This window comes from Streptomyces sp. NPDC005281, assembly GCF_040607495.1.
Taxonomy (GTDB): domain Bacteria; phylum Actinomycetota; class Actinomycetes; order Streptomycetales; family Streptomycetaceae; genus Streptomyces.
Window position 1 is genome coordinate 111,091 of the sequence record NZ_JBEXGX010000016.1, and the last position, 18,394, is coordinate 129,484.

The 18,394-nt window shown below is 70.2% G+C and carries 17 protein-coding genes; 5 read left to right on the forward strand and 12 right to left on the reverse strand.

Features of this window, described 5'->3' with window-relative positions; all coding sequences use genetic code 11:
- Window positions 1-67 precede the first annotated feature (67 nt).
- Together ABZV42_RS22990 and ABZV42_RS22995 are read right to left on the reverse strand one after the other, a co-directional pair.
- Window positions 68-1,519: a HAMP domain-containing sensor histidine kinase gene (locus ABZV42_RS22990; RefSeq protein ID WP_356053357.1), complete on the reverse strand. Its 1,452-nt coding sequence runs from the start codon at window positions 1,517-1,519 to the stop codon at window positions 68-70.
- Window positions 1,516-2,205, reverse strand: coding sequence for a response regulator transcription factor (locus tag ABZV42_RS22995; protein WP_355975961.1), 690 nt, complete (start codon window positions 2,203-2,205; stop codon window positions 1,516-1,518). Before ABZV42_RS22995 ends, ABZV42_RS22990 begins: the two co-directional genes overlap by 4 nt.
- A 160-nt stretch (window positions 2,206-2,365) precedes the next feature.
- On the opposite strand from ABZV42_RS22995, the gene ABZV42_RS23000 reads away from it, so the two are divergent.
- Window positions 2,366-4,780 (forward strand): MMPL family transporter, encoded by a 2,415-nt coding sequence (locus ABZV42_RS23000; RefSeq protein ID WP_355976159.1) that lies wholly within the window; start codon window positions 2,366-2,368, stop codon window positions 4,778-4,780.
- A gap of 76 nt (window positions 4,781-4,856) precedes the next feature.
- Here ABZV42_RS23000 and ABZV42_RS23005 read toward each other — a convergent pair whose 3' ends face one another.
- The 4 genes from ABZV42_RS23005 to ABZV42_RS23020 form a co-directional block, all read right to left on the reverse strand.
- Window positions 4,857-5,525, reverse strand: coding sequence for a TetR family transcriptional regulator (locus tag ABZV42_RS23005; protein WP_355976157.1), 669 nt, complete (start codon window positions 5,523-5,525; stop codon window positions 4,857-4,859).
- A 132-nt stretch (window positions 5,526-5,657) separates the two neighbouring features.
- Window positions 5,658-6,173: a DCC1-like thiol-disulfide oxidoreductase family protein gene (locus tag ABZV42_RS23010; protein ID WP_356053359.1), complete on the reverse strand. Its 516-nt coding sequence runs from the start codon at window positions 6,171-6,173 to the stop codon at window positions 5,658-5,660.
- 5 nt (window positions 6,174-6,178) lie between these two features.
- Entirely contained in the window at window positions 6,179-6,586 is a 408-nt protein-coding gene (locus ABZV42_RS23015; protein ID WP_355975955.1) for a hypothetical protein, read from the reverse strand.
- 125 nt (window positions 6,587-6,711) lie between these two features.
- The gene (locus ABZV42_RS23020) at window positions 6,712-7,137 is read right to left on the reverse strand and encodes a VOC family protein (RefSeq protein WP_355975952.1); all 426 of its coding nucleotides are present in this window, start codon (window positions 7,135-7,137) and stop codon (window positions 6,712-6,714) included.
- A gap of 197 nt (window positions 7,138-7,334) precedes the next feature.
- Between ABZV42_RS23020 and ABZV42_RS23025 the strand changes: the two genes are divergently transcribed.
- Together ABZV42_RS23025 and ABZV42_RS23030 are read left to right on the forward strand one after the other, a co-directional pair.
- The gene (locus tag ABZV42_RS23025) at window positions 7,335-7,727 is read left to right on the forward strand and encodes a hypothetical protein (RefSeq protein WP_355975949.1); all 393 of its coding nucleotides are present in this window, start codon (window positions 7,335-7,337) and stop codon (window positions 7,725-7,727) included.
- The gene (locus ABZV42_RS23030; RefSeq protein ID WP_356053361.1) at window positions 7,724-10,189 is read left to right on the forward strand and encodes a DUF4132 domain-containing protein; all 2,466 of its coding nucleotides are present in this window, start codon (window positions 7,724-7,726) and stop codon (window positions 10,187-10,189) included. Before ABZV42_RS23025 ends, ABZV42_RS23030 begins: the two co-directional genes overlap by 4 nt.
- Here the strand turns inward: ABZV42_RS23030 and ABZV42_RS23035 are convergent, their stop codons facing one another.
- The 6 genes from ABZV42_RS23035 to ABZV42_RS23060 form a co-directional block, all read right to left on the reverse strand.
- On the reverse strand, window positions 10,190-10,801 hold the full coding sequence (locus ABZV42_RS23035; RefSeq protein WP_355975944.1) for a Uma2 family endonuclease: 612 nt from the start codon (window positions 10,799-10,801) through the stop codon (window positions 10,190-10,192).
- A gap of 162 nt (window positions 10,802-10,963) precedes the next feature.
- A complete protein-coding gene (locus ABZV42_RS23040) occupies window positions 10,964-11,743 on the reverse strand; it encodes a succinate dehydrogenase iron-sulfur subunit (RefSeq protein ID WP_355975941.1) in 780 nt (259 codons plus the stop codon).
- Window positions 11,743-13,500: a succinate dehydrogenase flavoprotein subunit gene (gene sdhA, locus ABZV42_RS23045; protein ID WP_355975938.1), complete on the reverse strand. Its 1,758-nt coding sequence runs from the start codon at window positions 13,498-13,500 to the stop codon at window positions 11,743-11,745. The genes ABZV42_RS23040 and sdhA overlap by 1 nt, the downstream gene beginning before the upstream one ends.
- 23 nt (window positions 13,501-13,523) lie before the next feature.
- A complete protein-coding gene (locus tag ABZV42_RS23050) occupies window positions 13,524-14,015 on the reverse strand; it encodes a succinate dehydrogenase hydrophobic membrane anchor subunit (protein ID WP_328671047.1) in 492 nt (163 codons plus the stop codon).
- A gap of 5 nt (window positions 14,016-14,020) precedes the next feature.
- The gene (sdhC, locus tag ABZV42_RS23055; protein ID WP_103550164.1) at window positions 14,021-14,401 is read right to left on the reverse strand and encodes a succinate dehydrogenase, cytochrome b556 subunit; all 381 of its coding nucleotides are present in this window, start codon (window positions 14,399-14,401) and stop codon (window positions 14,021-14,023) included.
- A gap of 167 nt (window positions 14,402-14,568) precedes the next feature.
- On the reverse strand, window positions 14,569-15,078 hold the full coding sequence (locus tag ABZV42_RS23060; protein ID WP_355975935.1) for a 2-oxo-4-hydroxy-4-carboxy-5-ureidoimidazoline decarboxylase: 510 nt from the start codon (window positions 15,076-15,078) through the stop codon (window positions 14,569-14,571).
- A 677-nt stretch (window positions 15,079-15,755) separates the two neighbouring features.
- Between ABZV42_RS23060 and ABZV42_RS23065 the strand changes: the two genes are divergently transcribed.
- Together ABZV42_RS23065 and ABZV42_RS23070 are read left to right on the forward strand one after the other, a co-directional pair.
- Entirely contained in the window at window positions 15,756-17,312 is a 1,557-nt protein-coding gene (locus tag ABZV42_RS23065) for a glycoside hydrolase family 20 protein (protein ID WP_356053421.1), read from the forward strand.
- A 190-nt stretch (window positions 17,313-17,502) separates the two neighbouring features.
- Window positions 17,503-18,270 (forward strand): DUF4328 domain-containing protein, encoded by a 768-nt coding sequence (locus ABZV42_RS23070; RefSeq protein ID WP_356053363.1) that lies wholly within the window; start codon window positions 17,503-17,505, stop codon window positions 18,268-18,270.
- Window positions 18,271-18,394: the final 124 nt, after the last annotated feature.

The window sequence follows — 18,394 nt, forward strand, 5'->3', positions numbered from 1 at the left end:
GTCCCGGCCCGCGCGGCACACTCGCGGGCCTCACCGGTCCCGGTTCGCCCCCGGCTCCGCGGTTCCCTCACCGCACGGGCAGTGCCACCGTCACCGTCAGGCCCTCGCCGGGTGCGGTCCGTACCGCGACGCTTCCCCCGTGCGCTCTCACCACGCCCTCCACGATCGCCATGCCGAGTCCGCTGCCCGCGCCGCCGCCGACCCGGAAGAAGCGGTCGAAGACCCGTGAGGCGTCCTCCTCGGTGAGCCCGGGACCCTTGTCCGAGACACACAGCCGCAGGACGCCGTCCGCGCGCTCCAGGCCGAGCCGCACGGGTACGTCGTCGGGCGTGTGGGTACGTACGTTGCCCACGAGATTGCCCAGCACCTGGCGCAGCCCCGACTCGTCGGCCCGCACGAGCAGCGTGCCGTCGGCGTCCACGGTCACCGGGCGGCCGGGCTGCTGGGCACGCAGATCGGCGGCCGCGTCCCGTACGAGCCGGCTCAGATCGACGTTCCTGAAGCGCAGCTCGGGCCGCTGGTCGAGGCGGGCCAGGGTGAGCAGCTCGTCGACCAGCCGGCCCATGCGGTCGGCCTCCGCGTTCATCCGGTCCCAGGCCCTGCGGCGCTCGACGGGATCGGTCAGCATCCCCTTCTCGTACAGCTGGAGGTAGCCGCGTATCGCCGCCAGCGGGGTGCGCAGCTCGTGCGAGGCGTCGCCGACGAAACGGCGCAGCTGGGCGGCGCTGTCCTCGCGCGTCCGGTAGGCGGACTCGACCTGGTGCAGCATGGAGTTGAGCGCGAGCCGCAGCTGTTCGACCTCCTGGGTCGGATGATGACTGGAGGGGACGCGCCGGGTCAGATCACCCTCGGCGATGGCGGACGAGGTCTCCACCATGGCCTCCAGCGGCAGCATCCGGCGGCGCACGCTGAACATCGTCAGACACGCGAGGAGCGCCAGCAGCAGGGTGCCCACGGCCAGATCGAGCTTGAGGGCTTTCGCGATGCCCTTGTGCAGTCCGTCGGTGGACGCGGCGAACAGGACGTACGTCCCGTCGGCGAGCCGTGCCCCGGTGGCCCGGTAGGCGGCGCCGCGCACGGTGATGTCACGCGGGTCGCCGCCGCGGGCGAGAGCGGCGGGATCGTCCACGGCTGCGGCGAACGCGCGCTGCGTCCCGCTGGGCTGGAAGCCGGCCACCTCGACCGCCTCGCCGTGCCGGTCGACGGCGGCGAAGAGCGAGTCCGGCTTCGGCGACGCGTCCGCCGCGGGACCGATGCGGTCCCGTACGAACGCGAGGGCGCTCAGCGAGTCGATCTGGCGCATGGTGAGCTGGGAGACGCCCAGTGAGTCCCGGGTCTTGACGAGCTGGGTGTCCACCTGGTCGAGGAGATAGTGCCGCATGCCCATCAGGCTCACGGCGGTCGCCACCACGATGCCCAGGGCCAGCAGTCCCACGTTCGTGATCGTCAGTTTGCCGCGCAGCGAATGGACGCCGTGCCGGGAACGCGGACGGCAGCCGGGCCGGACGGGCGGCCTCACGCGAGCCCGTATCCCACGCCCCGGCGGGTCTCGATCACCGGTGGCCCCAGCGGTTCGAGTTTGCGCCGCAGGTAGCTGATGTACGTCTCGACGACCGTCGACTCGGCGGGGTGCTCGTACTGCCAGACGTGGCGCAGGAGTTGCTCCTTGGGCACGATCCGGCCGCCGTTGCGGACGAGGAAGCGCAGCAGCGCGTACTCCGTGGGGGTGAGCTCGACGGTGGTGCCCGCGCGGTGGACGCGGTACGTCGTCTCGTCCAGCTCCAGATCGCCGTAGCGCAGGGGAGGGCGCTGCGGCAGGACGTCCTCGGGCCGGGTGCGGCGGAGGACTGCGGTGATCCGGGCGACGACCTCGTCGATGTTGAACGGCTTGGTGATGTAGTCGTCGCCGAAGCCCAGGGCGCCGACGATCTCGGCGGGCGCGTCCCGCGCGGTGAGGAAGACGACGGCCAGGTCGGGCCGCCGCAGGCGCAGTTCACGACCGAGGGCCCGTCCGTCGCCGTCCGGGAGCATCACGTCGAGCAGCGCCGCGTCGGGGCGGGTGCGTTCGGCGAGGGCGAGCGCCTCACGGACGGTTCCCGCGGCCATCACCTCGAACTGGTGGTAGCGCAGCGCGATGGTGAGGACGTCCGCGATGCTCGGCTCGTCCTCGACGACGAGGACGGTGGCTCCCTCGTGTGCGGTCATGTCCCCAGTATCGGCCGGGCCGTTGGTGACCGGTGCCGTTCGCGCCTTGGAGTTCCTTGAGAGTCATGGGCGGGTCGTGTCCACCCGCGTGCGTGGCCGCGAATCCTGGTGTCCAGGACCTGGGGGACCGACCGACTAAGGAGCGTTGAACGTGGCGGTATTGGCACGGTGGTGCTATCGGCACCGGCTGGTGGTCCTGTTGCTGTGGGTGGGTGCGCTGTTCGGACTCGGCTTCGCGGCGACCACCGCGGGCACGGACTACGCGAACGTGTTCTCCCTTCCGAACACGGACTCCAAGCGTGCGTACGACCAGATGGAGAAGGCCTTCCCGAACAGCGCGGGGGACACCGACACGGTGGTGTGGAAGGTCGCCGGGGGAACGGTCAAGGACGCCTCGGTGCGTTCCAGGATCCAGCCCGTGCTGGACGAGATCGCCGGCATGAAGGGCGTCGGCCAGGTCGCGGGGCCCTACCAGGGTGAGCGGGGCGCCGCGCAGATCAGCAAGGACGGCCGGATCGCGTACGCCCAGATCACCTTCGCCGAGCAGGCGAACGCCGTACCCAAGGATCTGGTGCAGAAGGTCATGGACACCGCGCAGGGGGCCGAACGCACCGGTCTTCAGGTGGAGTTGGGCGGACAGGCGATCCAGCGGGTCCAGGAACCGCCCACCGGTCTCGCCGAGATGGTCGGCATCCTGGCCGCGGCCGTCGTCCTCTTCCTCGCCTTCGGCTCGCTCTTCGCCATGCTGCTGCCGATCGGCATCGCGATCTTCGGGGTGGGTACGGGGCTGTTCTCCACGCAGCTGCTCAGCCACACCACGGACATCCCGGACCTGGCACCGCTGCTGGCCACCCTGATCGGCCTCGGCGTCGGCATCGACTACGCGCTGTTCATCGTCACCCGGCACCGGCGCGGCATCCTGCGCGGGCTGGCGCCGGAGGAGTCGGCGGTGGTAGCCCTCAACACCTCGGGCCGGGCGGTGCTGTTCGCGGGCGGAACGGTGTGCATCGCGCTCGCGGGCATGCTCGTGACGAACCTCCGCTTCCTGGACGGCGTCGTCATCGGCACCTCCCTGACCGTCGTGTTCAGCGTGCTCGCCGCCGTCACGCTGCTGCCCGCGCTCCTCGGCCTTCTCGGAACCCGGGTGCTCAGCCGCCGTCAGCGGCGCAAGCTGGCGGAGCGGGGCCCGGAACCGGAGCGGGCGAGCGGGGCCGCGGCCCGCTGGTCGATGAGCGTGCAGCGCCGTCCCCGTACGATCGCCGCCCTCGCGCTGGCCGTGATGGCGATCCTCGCGATCCCGGTCCTGTCGCTGCACCTCGGCGCCACCGACCAGGGCAACGACGACGGCGGGACGACGACCAGGCAGGCCTACGACCTGCTCGCCGAGGGCTTCGGGCCCGGCTTCAACGGCCCCTTGCAGGTGGTCGTGACCGGCGGTGACACGGATGCCCTGGCGAAGAGCATCAGCGGTACGCCCGGGGTCGCGGCGGTCGCCGCGCTGCCGCCCGCGAACGGGGTGACGGTGATCCAGGTGGTGCCGGCCACCTCACCTCAGTCGGTGAAGACCGACCGTCTCATCGACACCCTGCGGGACCGGGTGATCCCCGACGCCGGGGTGACGGCCCACGTCGGCGGTGTGACCGCCGTGTCGAAGGACTTCGCCACGATCACCGGCGACCGGCTGCCCTACTTCGTGGCCACGATCATCGGCCTCGGCTTCCTGCTCCTGCTGATCGCCTTCCGCTCCCTGATGGTCCCGCTGACGGCCGCGCTGATGAACCTGATCGCGGCCGCCGCGTCCTTCGGCGTCCTGGTCGCGATCTTCCAGTGGGGCTGGGGCCTGGGACTGCTGGGTCTCGGCAAGGAGGGCCCGATCAACGCCTTCCTGCCCGTCATCATGCTCTCGCTGCTCTTCGGCCTCTCCATGGACTACCAGGTGTTCCTGGTGAGCCGAATGCACGAGGAGTGGGTGCACACGAAGGACAACGCGCGCGCGGTGCGGGTCGGACTTGCCGAGACCGGGCGGGTCATCAACTCGGCCGCCCTGATCATGGTCTGCGTCTTCCTCGCCTTCGTCCTGAGCGGTGACGCGGGAGCGGCGACGGCGGGCGTCGGGCTCGCGGCCGCGGTCGCCCTGGACGCATTCATCCTCCGTACGGCGCTGGTCCCCGCCGCGATGCATCTGCTCGGCAACTCCAACTGGTGGCTGCCCGCGGCCCTGGACAGGCGACTGCCGCACCTGGCGGTGGAGCCCGCGGAGGAGCCCGCCGCGGACACGGCTCCGGTGCCGGGCGGAGCCTCGGCCGTGCACGGCTTCGTCCGTGACGCGGACGGCGAGGCCGTCGACGGAGCGGTTCTCACGCTGCTGTCCAAGGGCGGACGTCAGCTGGACCGGGTGACCTCGCTGGCCGACGGTTCCTACATCGTCTCGGTCCCGGCCCCGGGGACGTATCTGCTTTCGGCGACGGCCCGTTCGTACGGGGCACGGGCACGGCACGTCGTCGTCACGGACGAGCCGCTGGTGCACGACGTCGAGCTGGCGCAGGGAGAGGTGGACGCCGACGCGGTCAACTGACGCCGCCGGGCGCGGGGACCACGAGAGGCAAGGGGCGTCCGCCGGAGCGGGCGCCCCTTTCGCGTGGCGGCCGGCGCTACCCCTTCTCTCTCGTGGGGCCGGGCTTCTTGGCCGGGTCCGGCAGGGCCTTCGTCATTCCCGGCAGGAAGTCCGTGAACAGTTCGTGCACCTCGTGGACCAGGGGGCGCAGCAGCCGGAAGCGGGCCAGCGAGACGCCGCGCGCCGTCAGCCGCGCGCCGCGTTCGGCGAGCCGGTAGCTGCGCTCGCGGCCCTCGGTGCGGTCGAAGACCCAGTACAGGACGAGCCCCATCTGCGAGAGCCACATCAGCTCGGGCAGGACCTCGCGCAGTTCCTCAGGCACCTTGGTCTTCGCCCCGGCCAGCACTTCCCTGTGGACGCTGATGGCCTCCACGCGCGCGTGCTCGGACTCGGGGGAGAAGGGGCTGAGCGGACTGTCAGGGTCGGCGGCGTTCTTGAAGAACTGGACGGCGAACTCGTGGTACGGCGTGGCGATGTCCAGCCACACCTTCAGCACCCCGCCCAGCCGGGCCTCCAGGTCCGTCTCGCGGTCCAGCACCTCGCGGACCGCCTCCTGGTGTTCGGCGGCGATCCGGTCGTAGAAGCCCTGGATCAGGTGCTCCTTGCCGGCGAAGTAGTAGTACGCGTTGCCGACGGAGACCCCGGCCTCCTGGGCGATGGCGCGCATCGTCGTCTTGTCGTACCCCCGTTCCTGGAAGAGGCGCATCGCGGTCTCCAGGATCAGGGCCCGGGTCTGCTCGCTCTTCGCCGGGCCTTTCGCCTCCTTGCCCGGGGAGTCGGCGGGCTCGGGGGACCCGATGGGGCCGGGGCTGTCTTTCGGTGCTGACACGGGACGAGCCTAACGACTGGGAACGGTCCGGCATCCCCCGCTGTCACAGCCGGGCGGCTCGAAGATCCATCCGGCGGCGGGGTCGTAACGCCAGCCGTCGCCCCGGCCGTACACGCCGCCGCCCCACCGCCGGGACGACTGCGCCTCGCGCCACTTGGCGGCGGCGAGGGTCGCGCCCCTGGCCAGCCTCGCACCCGTGGGAGTGCTCAGCCGGTGGGCCAGCGGCCGGTACTGGCGCAGCGCCCACAGGACGACGACCCAGGCCGCGGCTCCCTGGTAGACCTGCCCGGCGTCCCCCACGACGGTGATCTCGTCCAGGGTGGCGCGGTGGTCGAGCCGAGGGCAGCGCCGGGCGGCCTCCTCGGAGCCGGCGGGCACGAACCGCAGTGGTACGAGCTGGGCCTGGCCTGCGAGCCACTTCTTCAGGAAGGCGCAGAGCGGGCAGTGCGCGTCGTAGAGGACGGTGAGCCCGAGGACCGGGACGCGCTCGGCGTCCCGGTCCCGGCCGGCCGGTGCGGCGTTCACCGGTCTCACGCCCCGGCCGCGGGGGCGGCCCAGTCCGTCGGCCGCACCGGCGGTGTCTGCTCCCGCTCCATGACGCCCCGCCGCCGGATCCTGTTGAGCGCGTAGACGTTCCCCAGGTGCATGACGCCGAGCACCAGCAGGACGACGCCCAGCTTTGTCGACAGGGCCTCGAAGATCTCGCGGGCGTTGGAGATCTTGTCGCTCTGGTGCAGATAGAGCGCGACGAAGCCCAGGTTGACGAGGTAGAAGCCCACCACCAGAAGGTGGTTGACGGCGTCGGCGAGCTTCTCGTCGCCGTGCATGACGTCCGACAGGAAGATCCGGCCGTTGTGGCTCAGCGTGCGTGCCACCCAGACCGTCAGCGCGATGCTGACCAGCAGATAGATGACGTACGCGACGACTGTGAGGTCCATGTCCCCACCCCTTCTTGAACGCGTTCAAAACGCTGTCTGGGATGAATGTAGACCTCCTTTTGAACATGTTCAAGTCGGATCCCGGCGGCCGTCCGCCGCGGCTCGGACCGGGGCGGACGCCTGGGCTACCGCTGTGCCCCGCGGGCGAGTTCGGGCCGCTTGGTGTAGTCCGTCAGCCCGATGACATTGCCCCAGGGGTCCGCGATCTCGACGGTCCAGCCGGTGGCGCCGGAGAAGGGCTCGCCGAGGGTCGCGACACCCGCGGCCGCGAGCGAACGGGCCGCGGCGCGGGCGTCCGCCACCTCGAGCCACAGCCGGGGCGACGCCCGCGGCGGCGGCCGGTGACCCAGCCCCTCGTCCAGCCGCAGCAGCACGCCGGGCGTCTCCTTACCGACCTTCAGCAGCGCGATCCCGGCCTCGTCCAGCCGGAACGCCGGCGGAAACCCGGCACGTTCGTAGAAACCCGCGGCCTCGCCGAGATCCCCGACGGGCAGCAGCACGTTGTCGAGCCCGAGCAGCTCGTACGCCTCATGTGACACATCGTTTGACATGCCGTCAGGCTAGGGGCGGGCCGCGGGGGGACGGGGAGGGGCTGACCGCGGCCCGAACACGTGATCACCCGTTGAGGCGAAGCGCATCGCGTTCTTCGGTTCGGGGAGAGGTGAAGCGCATCGCGTGCCTGGGGTCGGGGGCCGCGTGGAACCGGCCCGGTGACCGGTTGTCAGTGGCGGCTCGTACTGTCTTCGGCATGGGAATGGTGACGTTCGTCGACGAGACGACCAGTGGGGACCGGGGCGCGGGCTGGGGGATCGAGATCGCCGAGGAGCGGCTCGCGGTGCGCGAGCTGATCCGGCGGCGGGTCTTCCAGGAGGTCGCCGAGTACAACGCGCGTATGCCCGAGGTGTTCCAGGGGCTCGTGCAGCCCGAGAACACCGAGCGCGTGCTGAACGGCTACGCGCTGCGCACGCCCCGCCGGATAGACCCGGAGGCCCAGAGCGAGCTCGCGCTCAAGGCGTTCGCGGGCAACGGCTTCCTGGTGCTCGTGGGCGAGCGCCAGATGACCGAGCTGGACGAGGAGATCGAGCTGGTCCTGGGCACCGAGGTCACCTTCCTCAAGCTCGTCGCGCTGGTGGGGGGATGACGATGGCCAACACCAGGACGCATCTGGGGTGGATCCGCTCGAACGCGGCCAAGGGCAACATGGGAGGGCTCGCCACCGACCTCCTGCGGGCCGCACTGGTCGACACGGGCCAGTGGGGAACCGGTTGGGACGAGATCCTCGACCTGCTGGGCGCGCTTCCCGCCGACCAGCGGGAGAGGCTGGCCGGCGCGCTGGCCGAGGGCTATCACACGGTCGGCGGCAGATCGGGACCCCGCAACCACGTGCTGACGATGCTCGCCGTCGTCTCCCGTGGCCTCCCGGAGGACCGGCTCGCGGACGAACGCCTGAAGCAACTCGAGGAACTCGGGCGGCAGAACACCGTCTGGTACGCGACGCGGACGGACGTCCTGGCCGGGGCCGAGCTGGCGGCCGGCCGTCGGCTGGACCCCGCCGTCGTCGCGGTCCTCCGCCGCACGGGCATGGACGCCTACCGCCGCTCGTACGTGGCCGACCTGATGAAGCAGGTCACCGAGCCCGTCCTCAACGTCGGTGAGGAGTGGGCAGAGCAGGCCATGGGGGACGCCTCCACCCCCGACGGGCAGGCCCTGCTCGCCCATCTGATGACGGCCACCGCCTCCAAGCCCTCCGCCAAGTGGGACCGGCAGGCCCACGCCCTCGTCGACAACCTCGGCACCGAACAGGTCCGCGACGCCGCGCTGTCCTGGCTCGCCCTCGTCGGCCGCCCCCGCACCCACCCGCTGGACCCCAAGCCGTACGAGGCGGACATCAACAACGCCTACGACCCGTACAACGCCAACGGGCTGCGCGGACTGGCCTGGCTGGTCTCCCTGCTGCCGCCCCACCCGGACACCGCACGGGCCCTCGGCGCGCTCGTCGAGACCTCCCTGAAGAAGGTCACCGGACTCGGCCCGCGCAACCCGAAGGTCGCCAACGCCGGAGTCATCGCGCTCTCCCGCGTCGACGGCGAGGCCGCCCTCGCCGAACTGGCCCGGCTGGCCACCCGGGTGACGTACAAGGCCACGGCCAAGCTCATCGACGGCTCCCTCGAGGCGAAGGCCACCACCCTCGGCCTGAGCCGGGAGGAGATCGAGGAACTGGCAGTCCCCGCGTACGGGCTCACCGAGGTCGGGCAGGCGCGTCACGAGCTCGGCGAGTTCACAGCGCTTCTCGACGTCCAGGGCTCGCGTGCCGTGCTGGGCTGGCGCAACGCGAGCGGCAAGGCGGTGAAGAGCGTGCCCGCCGCCGTGCGGCGCGACCACGCCGAGGAGCTCAAGGAGCTCAAGGCGGCCGTCAAGGACATCGACAAGATGCTCTCGGCGCAGACCGAGCGCCTGGACCGGCAGTTCCTCGGCCGGCGCACCTGGGCGTACGACACCTGGCGCAAGCGCTACCTCGACCACCCGCTCGTCGGCACCCTCGCCCGCCGGCTCCTGTGGACGGTCGACGGCACACCGGCCGGGTTCGCGAACGGTGAGCTGTCCACCCTCACCGACGACCCGGTGACGTCGGGCGAGGAGGTCACCCTCTGGCACCCGGCCGGCCGCGACAGCGCCGAGGTCGTCGCCTGGCGGGACTGGCTGGAGCGGCACGAGATCACCCAGCCCTTCAAGCAGGCCCACCGCGAGGTGTACCTCCTGACGGACGCCGAGCGCGCGACGGGCACGTACTCGAACCGCTTCGCCGCTCACTTCGTGCGCCAGCACCAGTTCAACTCCCTGGCCGCCGTCAGAGGCTGGCGCAACAAGCTCCGCCTCTGCGTCGACGACGAGGCGCCCCCGGCCACCCGGGAGCTGCCGCAGTGGGGGCTGCGCGCCGAGTACTGGATCACCGGCGACGGCGAGTACGGCGAGGACACCACCGAGTCAGGCAGCTATCTGCGGCTGCGCACCGACCAGGTGCGCTTCTATCCGCTCGATGCCCCCGAGAACTCGGCGCACTGCTACGGCGGCGAGTACCGCATGCGGCTGCGCGACGGCGCGGACCCGGTGGAACCCCTGCCGCTGACCGGGATCCCGCCGCTCGTCCTGTCCGAAGTCCTGCGCGACGTCGACCTGTTCGTCGGCGTCTCCAGCGTCGGCAACGACCCGACCTGGCAGGACGGCGGCCCCGGCGGCCGCTTCCAGGAGTACTGGACGTCGTACGGCTTCGGCGACCTGAACGAGACCGCGCAGACCCGCGGCGCCCTGCTCGACCGCCTGATACCCCGGCTGGCGATGGCCGACCGCTGCATGCTGGAGGGCCGCTTCCTGCATGTGAAGGGCGAGCGGCACACGTACAGGATCCATCTGGGCTCGGGGAACATCCTGATGAGCCCGAACGACCAGTACCTGTGCATCGTCCCGAAGTCCGCGGCGGGAGGCCCCCAGGCCGGCTATCTGCCGTTCGAGGGCGACCGCATGCTCGCGGTGATCCTCAGCAAGGCGATGCTGCTGGCCGACGACCTGCACATCACGGACCCGACGATCCTCAGCCAGCTCTGATCAGAGCACCGGTTCGGGGCCGCCTGCCGCGAGGATCTCGGCCACGTCGAGGGTGACTTTGGCGCCGATGGAGTCGGGCAGCGCCACGACTTCGCCGGGGGCGTGGATGCGGTGGCTGCCGTATCCACCCCCGGCCGGGTCGGTGAGGACGTGGAGGCGCTGGTGCTTCCGGTCGACGATGACGTACACGGGCACGTCGGCGCCGGCGTACGCGGAGACCTTGGTGCGCAGGTCGGACTGGTAGTTGCTGGAGGTGACTTCCAGGACGAGGCGGAAGCAGATGGGGTCGTAGCAGTTGTTCTCGACGTAGCTGTCCCGGTAGTCGGCATCCACTACCGACAGGTCCGGAATCGCGTAGTCCTCCGTGCCACTGGGGAGCCACAGCCCGATCCCCTGGAGCACTCGCGTTCCCGAGGTGTGCAGCCCGGCCGTCAGGAAGGGGACGGTGAGACTGGTCAGGGCCTCGGCGTGTGGGCCGTCCGGCGGCGGGGACACGAGGATCTGGCCTCCGATGATCTCGACGCGGTAGCCCGGGTTGCGGTCCATGAGACGGTTCGCCTCCGCGATCAGCGGACGGTCGTCGTGGGGCCGCTCGACGGATGCTGCGGACATCACGTGCCTCCTGTGGGCTGGTGTCGAGAGCATCATCGTAGGCCGGTCGGCAGCCCTGAGCCGTGATCGGTCCGTTTCGCCCGTTCGTGGCTCCGCACGTGAGTGGGCCCCGCTCCCGGAGGAAGCGGGGCCCACACGACGTACAGGCTGAGGAGGAAGACCTCAGAAGCGGCGCGTGATCAGGGCACGCTTGACTTCCTGGATCGCCTTGGTGACCTCGATACCGCGCGGGCAGGCGTCCGTGCAGTTGAACGTCGTGCGGCAGCGCCACACACCGTCCTTGTCGTTGAGGATCTCCAGGCGCTGCTCCCCGGCCTCGTCACGCGAGTCGAAGATGAAGCGGTGGGCGTTCACGATGGCGGCCGGACCGAAGTACTGGCCGTCGTTCCAGAACACCGGGCAGGACGACGTGCACGCCGCGCACAGGATGCACTTGGTCGTGTCGTCGAACCGCTCGCGGTCCTCGGCCGACTGGAGACGCTCGCGCGTCGGCTCGTTGGTCTCCTTCGTGATGAGGAAGGGCATCACGTCCCGGTACGCCTGGAAGAACGGGTCCATGTCGACCACGAGGTCCTTCAGCACCGTCAGGCCCTTGATGGCCTCGACGGTGATCGGCTTCTCGGGGTTGAGGTCCTTGATCAGCGTCTTGCAGGCCAGCCGGTTCTTGCCGTTGATCCGCATGGCGTCCGACCCGCAGATGCCGTGCGCGCAGGAGCGGCGGAAGGTGAGTGTGCCGTCCTGCTCCCACTTGATCTTGTGCAGCGCGTCGAGGACACGCTCCTTGGGGTCGATCTGGAGCTGGAAGTCTTCCCAGACCGACTCCGCCGAGACCTCCGGGTTGAACCGGCGGATGCGGAACGTGGCGGTGATGTAGGGGGAGTCGGCGAAACCGGGCTCGGGTGCGCCGGCCGCGTCCGCCTTGTCCAGAGTGGGAGTAGCCATCAGTACTTACGCTCCATCGGCTGGTAGCGGGTCTGGACGACCGGCTTGTAGTCGAGACGGATGGACTCGGTGCCGTCGTCGCCGACCTCGCGGTACGCCATGGTGTGGCGCATGAAGTTGACGTCGTCGCGGTTCGGGTAGTCCTCGCGGTAGTGACCGCCGCGGGACTCCTTGCGGGCGAGCGCGGAGACGGCCATGACCTCGGCCAGGTCGAGCAGGTTGCCCAGCTCGATGGCCTCCAGCAGGTCGGTGTTGAACCGCTTGCCCTTGTCCTGGACCGAGACGTTCTTGTAGCGCTCGCGCAGCTCCGCGATCTTCTCGACCGCCGTCTTGATCGTCTGCTCGGTGCGGAACACCATCACGTTGGCGTCCATGCACTCCTGGAGCTCCAGGCGGATGGCGGCGACCCGCTCGGTGCCCGTGGAGTTGCGCAGGCGCTCGACCTGGGCCACGACCTTCGAGGCCGGCTCCTCCGGCAGCTCGATGTGGGCGTCGACCTTCGCCGAGTACTCCGCGGCGGCGATACCGGCCCGCTTGCCGAACACGTTGATGTCCAAGAGCGAGTTGGTGCCCAGGCGGTTGGCGCCGTGCACCGACACACAGGCGACCTCACCGGCGGCGTACAGGCCCGGAACGACGGTGGTGTTGTCCGAGAGGACCTCACCCTGGACGTTCGTCGGGATGCCGCCCATGGCGTAGTGCGCGGTGGGCTGGATCGGGATCGGGTCCGTGTAGGGCTCGATGCCGAGGTAGGTCCGCGCGAACTCCGTGATGTCGGGCAGCTTGGCGTCGAGCTGCTCCGGCGGGAGGTGCGTGAGGTCGAGGTAGACGTGGTCGCCCTCGGGACCGCAGCCGCGGCCCTCGCGGATCTCCGTGTAGATGGAGCGGGACACGACGTCACGGGACGCGAGGTCCTTCATGACCGGCGCGTACTTCTCCATGAAGCGCTCGCCGTCCTTGTTGCGGAGGATGCCGCCCTCACCGCGGGCGCCCTCCGTCAGCAGGATGCCCATGCGCCAGATGCCGGTCGGGTGGAACTGGAAGAACTCCATGTCCTCCAGCGGCAGCCCGCGACGGTAGACGGCCGCCTGGCCGTCACCCGTGAGGGTGTGCGCGTTGGAGGTCACCTTGAAGAACTTGCCGGTGCCGCCGGACGCGTAGATCACGGCCTTCGCCTGGAAGACGTGGATCTCGCCGGTCGCGAGCTCGTAGGCGACGACGCCCGCCGAGTGCTTGACCCCGTCGATCTCGATGATCAGCTGGTCGAGGACGTAGAACTCGTTGAAGAACTCCACGCCCTCCTTGACGCAGTTCTGGTACAGCGTCTGGAGGATCATGTGACCGGTGCGGTCCGCGGCGTAGCAGGACCGGCGCACCGGGGCCTCGCCGTGGTTGCGGGAGTGACCGCCGAAGCGGCGCTGGTCGATCGTCCCGTCGGGCGTCCGGTTGAACGGCAGGCCCATCTTCTCCAGGTCGAGGACCGAGTCGATGGCCTCCTTCGCCAGGATCTCGGCGGCGTCCTGGTCGACCAGGTAGTCACCGCCCTTGATCGTGTCGAAGGTGTGCCACTCCCAGTTGTCCTCTTCCACGTTGGCGAGCGCGGCGGCCATGCCGCCCTGCGCGGCGCCCGTGTGGGAGCGGGTGGGGTAGAGCTTCGTCAGCACGGCGGTGCGGCTGCGCTTCGTCGCCTCGATGGCGGCGCGCATGCCGGCGCCGCCGGCGCCGACGATGACGGTGTCGTACTTGTGGATCTTCATGAGTGGTTGCCTCAGCCCCGTGCCTAGCGGATGTTCGGGTCGAAGGTGAAGATCACCAGCGTGCCCAGCAGAATCGTGAACACCGTGGCGGTGTACAGCAGGCCCTTCAGCCACAGGCGCGTGCCCGCGCGTTCCGCGTAGTCGTTGATGACGGTACGCAGGCCGTTGGAGCCGTGCAGCATGGCCAGCCACAGCATCGCGAGGTCCCAGGCCTGCCACCACGGGCTCGCCCAGCGGCCGGCCACGAAGGCGAAGCCGATCTTGGAGACGCCGCCGTCGAGGACGAGCTGGATCAGCAGGTGGCCGAGGACCAGGACGACCAGGACGATGCCGGACAGGCGCATGAAGAGCCAGCCGTACATCTCGAAGTTGCCGCGGGTCGACTTCGGGGTCTTCTTGGTGCGCTTGCGCGGCGCCTCGATGAACGGGGCCGGGTTGTCGACGCTGTAGGCCGAGTAATCTCCGGCGCCCTCCACGGGGCCGATGCCGGAAGCGGCGGTGTCAGTAGTGGACATCTGCGTCAGCTCCCGAATACTTCGCGGAATGCGTGACCGAGGACGGGGTAAAGAGCCCCGAACATCAGCACGACCCAGATACCGACGACGGACCAGAGCATTTGCTTCTGGTAGCGCGGGCCCTTGGACCAGAAGTCGACGGCGATGACACGCAGGCCGTTGAGCGCGTGGAAGAGAATGGCGGCCACGAGGCCGTATTCCAGCAGCGCGACGATCGGCGTCTTGTACGTGGCCACGACCTTGTCGTACGCCTCGGGGGAGACACGGACGAGAGCGGTGTCCAGCACGTGTACGAACAGGAAGAAGAAGATGAGGACGCCGGTGACTCGATGAGCCACCCAGGACCACATTCCTTCCCGGCCGCGGTACAGCGTTCCAGCCGGCACGGAAGAACCCTCCGGGAGCGGGGATTGGGGCCGCGCCGGCTTCTCTGTCGGTCGGGCCCGGCCGGGTACGGTCCACCGGCCCCGGCCATCGTAGCGACGTGTTGTCGGAACGCTTACAGCGGCCCTATCAATGTGATCAAACTGGCAATCAATCAGGCACGTTCGGGCTATTCCGGACGCCGGAAGTCGGCGTGTCGCGGCTCGTGGGCGAACTGGCGGACGAGGCGGGTCAGCCGGCCGCGGGCCAGTCTGCGCAGTTCGTCCGCGGTGACGACCCGCTCCTCCTCGGAGTCGTTCGTCAGGCGCGACCGGATGCCGCCGAGCACCTGGTCGAGCGCCTCGCCCGGAGTGAATTCGTCCAGACAGATGACGAACACGTGTCCGAATCTGCTCTCGTACGCGGCGTGCGCGGCGCTCAGCGCCGTGTGGGCGGCGGAGTACGCGCCGTCCGGCAGCGGCGTGAGCGATTCGCCGGCCAGGGCTTCGGCCAGGTCGGCGGGGGTCAGGTCGTACGCCGCCTCGTCGGCCGCGGCCAGCAGGGCGCCGAGGTCCGGGTAGGGGCGGTGGTCGGCCAGACGGTGGACCCAGCGCAGGCTGTGGCAGCAGCCGAGCAGGGCGCGGGTGACCTCTCCGGCGGGTGCGGAGTTGAACCCGTCGAGGCGGACCGGGGACGGCACCGCGCTCTTCTGCTCGGGCAGGGCGACCTGGCCGGGGAGGCGTGGGAGACGGTGAGACGTCAGCGTGGGTCCTCGGCGTGGGGGTGGGACGCGCGACGTCCGGTGAGCGTGACGTGCGTGCGATACGTGTGTTTCGGCAGGGGGAGAAGTGAAAGCTGTGCCGCTCACGCTATCGAGGTGTGTCGGGACCTGTCCGACGGATGCCCGGATTTCACCCGCACGAGAGAGTTTCGGAGCGTGTGGTGGACGGTTGCGGGGGCGGGCGGGGCAGAGTTGCCGTGGGGTGGGAAGCCGGTCCGGCGTGACGTTCCGAAGGGGTGGACCCGCGAAGGGGGAGTGCACCTGAATGGAGCGCCGACCCGGCGACGGCACGGTGAAGCACGATGAAGTGGGAGCCGGGAACCGGGGCACGATGAAGTTGGCGCTCGAGAACGGGTGCGGTGAAGTGGTGCTCTAGAACGGGCGCGGTGAATTCGCTGCTCGGAACCGGGCGTGGTGAAGGCGGCGTTCTGAGGCGGGCGCGGTGAAGTGGGCGCTCGAAAGCGGGCGTGGTGAAAGTCGGCGCTGTGAAGTGAGCGCGGTGAGACGAGGGTGGCGGAGTGAGCAGTGGCAGGCGGCGCGCGCCGCGACAGCGGCGGACGGCACAGAACGGGCGGGCCAAACTCGTCGCGGCCGGTCTGGCGGTCGCCGGTGTCGTCGCGGTGGCCGTGGCGGTCTGGCCCGACGGGGGCGGGCAGCCGGCCGGGTCGAAGGTGCCGTCCGCCGACCGGTCCCAGAGCGTGTCCGCCGCGAGTCCCTCCCCGACCCGGAGCTACCCCCTCTCCAAGGCGCCTCGCACCATCCCCGCCGTACGCGAGCACATCGCGGCCCACGGTCCCGGCTGGCGCCCGGCCGCCGGCGCCCGGGTGGTCGTGGAGGACAACGGCCTCGCCGACGAGGGCAAGCTGCTCGCCGGTGAACTCAGGCTCACGTACGCGGGGCGGGCCGCGGCCAAGGCCGGCGACGTCCAGCTGGGCCTCGACAAGGGGAGCGCGGGCCCGGAGTCGTACACCCTCACCGTCAAGAACGGCCGGGTCACCATCACCGGGCCCGCCGATGCCGGTGTCTTCTACGGAACGCGCACCCTCAAGCAGGAGGTGCACGGCGGCGGTACGGCGCCGGAGGGCGTCGTGCGCGACCGGCCCGCGAAGCCGGTCCGCGGGTTCATGCTCGACATCGCGCGCAAGCACTTCACGGCGGCCTGGATCGAGGACCGGGTACGCGAGCTCGGCGACCTGAAGTTCAATCAGCTCGGCCTGCACTTCTCCGACGACCAGGGCTTTCGCATCCAGTCCGACACGCACCCCGAGATCGTGTCGCAGCAGCACCTGACGAAGGACGAGGTGCGCCGGATCATCGCCCTCGCGGCGAGCCGGCACATCACCGTCGTGCCGGAGATCGACTCGCCGGGACACCTCGGCGCGGTCATCGCGGCGCACCCCGATCTCCAGCTGCGCAATGTGTCGGGCGTCCCCATCCGCGGTGCCGTCGACATCTCCAAGCCCGCCGCGGCCAGGATCGTCGACGACCTGCTCAATGAGTACGCGGGTCTGTTCCCCGGCACCGACTGGCATCTCGGCGGCGACGAGTACCAGGCACTGACGGTGGCGAACCCGACGGCGTCCTTCCCACAGCTGGTCGGCGCGGCGAGGAACAGGTACGGAGCGGGCGCGAGCATCACCGACCTCACGACCGGCTGGCTGAACGACCGCGCCAAGGTGGTCCACGGCCACGGCCGGACCGCGCGGGCCTGGAACGACGGCTTCTTCCGCGGGGGCACCGTCCAGGCCGACGGCGGCCTCCAGGTGGCGTACTGGACCGGTAAGGAGATCGGGGCCCGGCAGCCGCTCGAGTACCTGGGCGCGGGCCGCAAGGTCATCAACTACAACGACGAGTACCTGTACTACGTCCTCGGTGAACCCCAGACGTTCGTCTATCCGACCGGGCAGCGCATCTACGAGCAGTGGACCCCCCTCGTCCTGCGCGGAACGACGCCGGTCCCCGCGAAGTACGACTCCCAGATCCTCGGCGGGTACTTCGCGGTCTGGTGCGACCTCGCGAACTCCCAGACCCAGGACCAGGTGGCGGCGGGCGTCCGCATGCCGCTGCGCGCCCTGACCCAGAAACTGTGGGACCCGCGCACGCCGTCCCTCTCCTGGACCCAGTTCAAGGCGCTGTCGAGCCAGTTGGGCTGAGGGCCGCGGCACGGCCGGAGCGGCAACCGGTCCGCGGGCCGGTGGGGTTCGCCGGAGAGGACTGGACGCGACCACCTTCGGAACCTTATCTTCCGTTTACTTGTTCGTGGGCCGGACGTTACCTCTGGGGAGGGGTGCGTCCGGCTTCTTGTGCCGTCACCGTGATGTGACGGCGGATCTGGGGGGTCTCATGACCATGCCGCCATCGCCGCAGCCCGCCGAGCAGGGGGTCGCCGCACGGCCCCCCTTGCCGCCGCTGCCGTCGCTGCACGGCCCCGCCTCGCTGCGGTCGCCGGTCGCCCTCGGATGGATCACCGCCGCCGTGCTCGGTCTGGTGATCGCCGCCGACCTCTTCGGGGTCTGGGCGGACTACAAGCTGTACGACGTGGCGAGCACGGTCGTCGGCGCTCTCGCGGACGGCCTCGCGGGCGGAGGCGAGTCCCTCGCCTCCCTCGTGCGAAGGGCCAATGAGGCGGACTCGCTCAGTCTGGCCGCCGCCCGGGTTCAGTCCACCGCCCTTCTGGTCGGCGGTGTCGTCTTCCTGATCTGGTTCCGGCGGGTCCGGATCAATGCCGAGGTCTTCTTCCCGGCGGGGCACGCCTGGTCCCGGGCCTGGGTGGTCGGGGGCTGGTTCGTGCCGATCGTGAATCTGTGGCGCCCGCGCCAGATCATGGGGGAGATCTGGGACGCGAGCCGTCCCGCGGGAACACGGAGCCGGCTCGGGCTCGTCAACCTCTGGTGGGCGCTCTGGATCACCGGCCTGGTGGCCGGCCGGCTCTACGCCGCGCTCTACCGCCACGCCGAGACCGCCCAGGAGATACGGGACGCCGCCCTCCAGGCCCTGATCGGCGACAGCCTCGACATCGTGGCCGCCGTCTCCGCCATCGTCGTCGTCCTCGAGCTGACCCGGATGCAGACCCGGAAGGCTCAGGAGGGCCCGGCCGCGTCCGGCGGCTGAGAAGTGCCGATCCGTGCCAGGTCACGAGTTCGCACTGTTGGCCGAAAACCTGTCGCTCAGGCCTCCCCGGCGGCGCGCCGCTGTGGCACTGTGACACTCCTGCTCCGTTGCACGCAGTAAGGGG

What these genes read in the sequence shown, in the direction of transcription:
- ABZV42_RS22995 (WP_355975961.1), bottom strand. Translation starts at nt 2,205, where the DNA reads ATGACCGCACACGAGGGAGCCACCGTCCTCGTCGTCGAGGACGAGCCG.
- ABZV42_RS23005 (WP_355976157.1), bottom strand. Translation starts at nt 5,525, where the DNA reads ATGCGCCTCTTCCAGGAACGGGGGTACGACAAGACGACGATGCGCGCC.
- ABZV42_RS23015 (WP_355975955.1), bottom strand. Translation starts at nt 6,586, where the DNA reads ATGGACCTCACAGTCGTCGCGTACGTCATCTATCTGCTGGTCAGCATC.
- ABZV42_RS23020 (WP_355975952.1), bottom strand. Translation starts at nt 7,137, where the DNA reads ATGTCAAACGATGTGTCACATGAGGCGTACGAGCTGCTCGGGCTCGAC.
- ABZV42_RS23025 (WP_355975949.1), top strand. Translation starts at nt 7,335, where the DNA reads ATGGGAATGGTGACGTTCGTCGACGAGACGACCAGTGGGGACCGGGGC.
- ABZV42_RS23030 (WP_356053361.1), top strand. Translation starts at nt 7,724, where the DNA reads ATGACGATGGCCAACACCAGGACGCATCTGGGGTGGATCCGCTCGAAC.
- ABZV42_RS23035 (WP_355975944.1), bottom strand. Translation starts at nt 10,801, where the DNA reads ATGTCCGCAGCATCCGTCGAGCGGCCCCACGACGACCGTCCGCTGATC.
- ABZV42_RS23040 (WP_355975941.1), bottom strand. Translation starts at nt 11,743, where the DNA reads ATGGCTACTCCCACTCTGGACAAGGCGGACGCGGCCGGCGCACCCGAG.
- sdhA (WP_355975938.1), bottom strand. Translation starts at nt 13,500, where the DNA reads ATGAAGATCCACAAGTACGACACCGTCATCGTCGGCGCCGGCGGCGCC.
- ABZV42_RS23050 (WP_328671047.1), bottom strand. Translation starts at nt 14,015, where the DNA reads ATGTCCACTACTGACACCGCCGCTTCCGGCATCGGCCCCGTGGAGGGC.
- ABZV42_RS23070 (WP_356053363.1), top strand. Translation starts at nt 17,503, where the DNA reads ATGACCATGCCGCCATCGCCGCAGCCCGCCGAGCAGGGGGTCGCCGCA.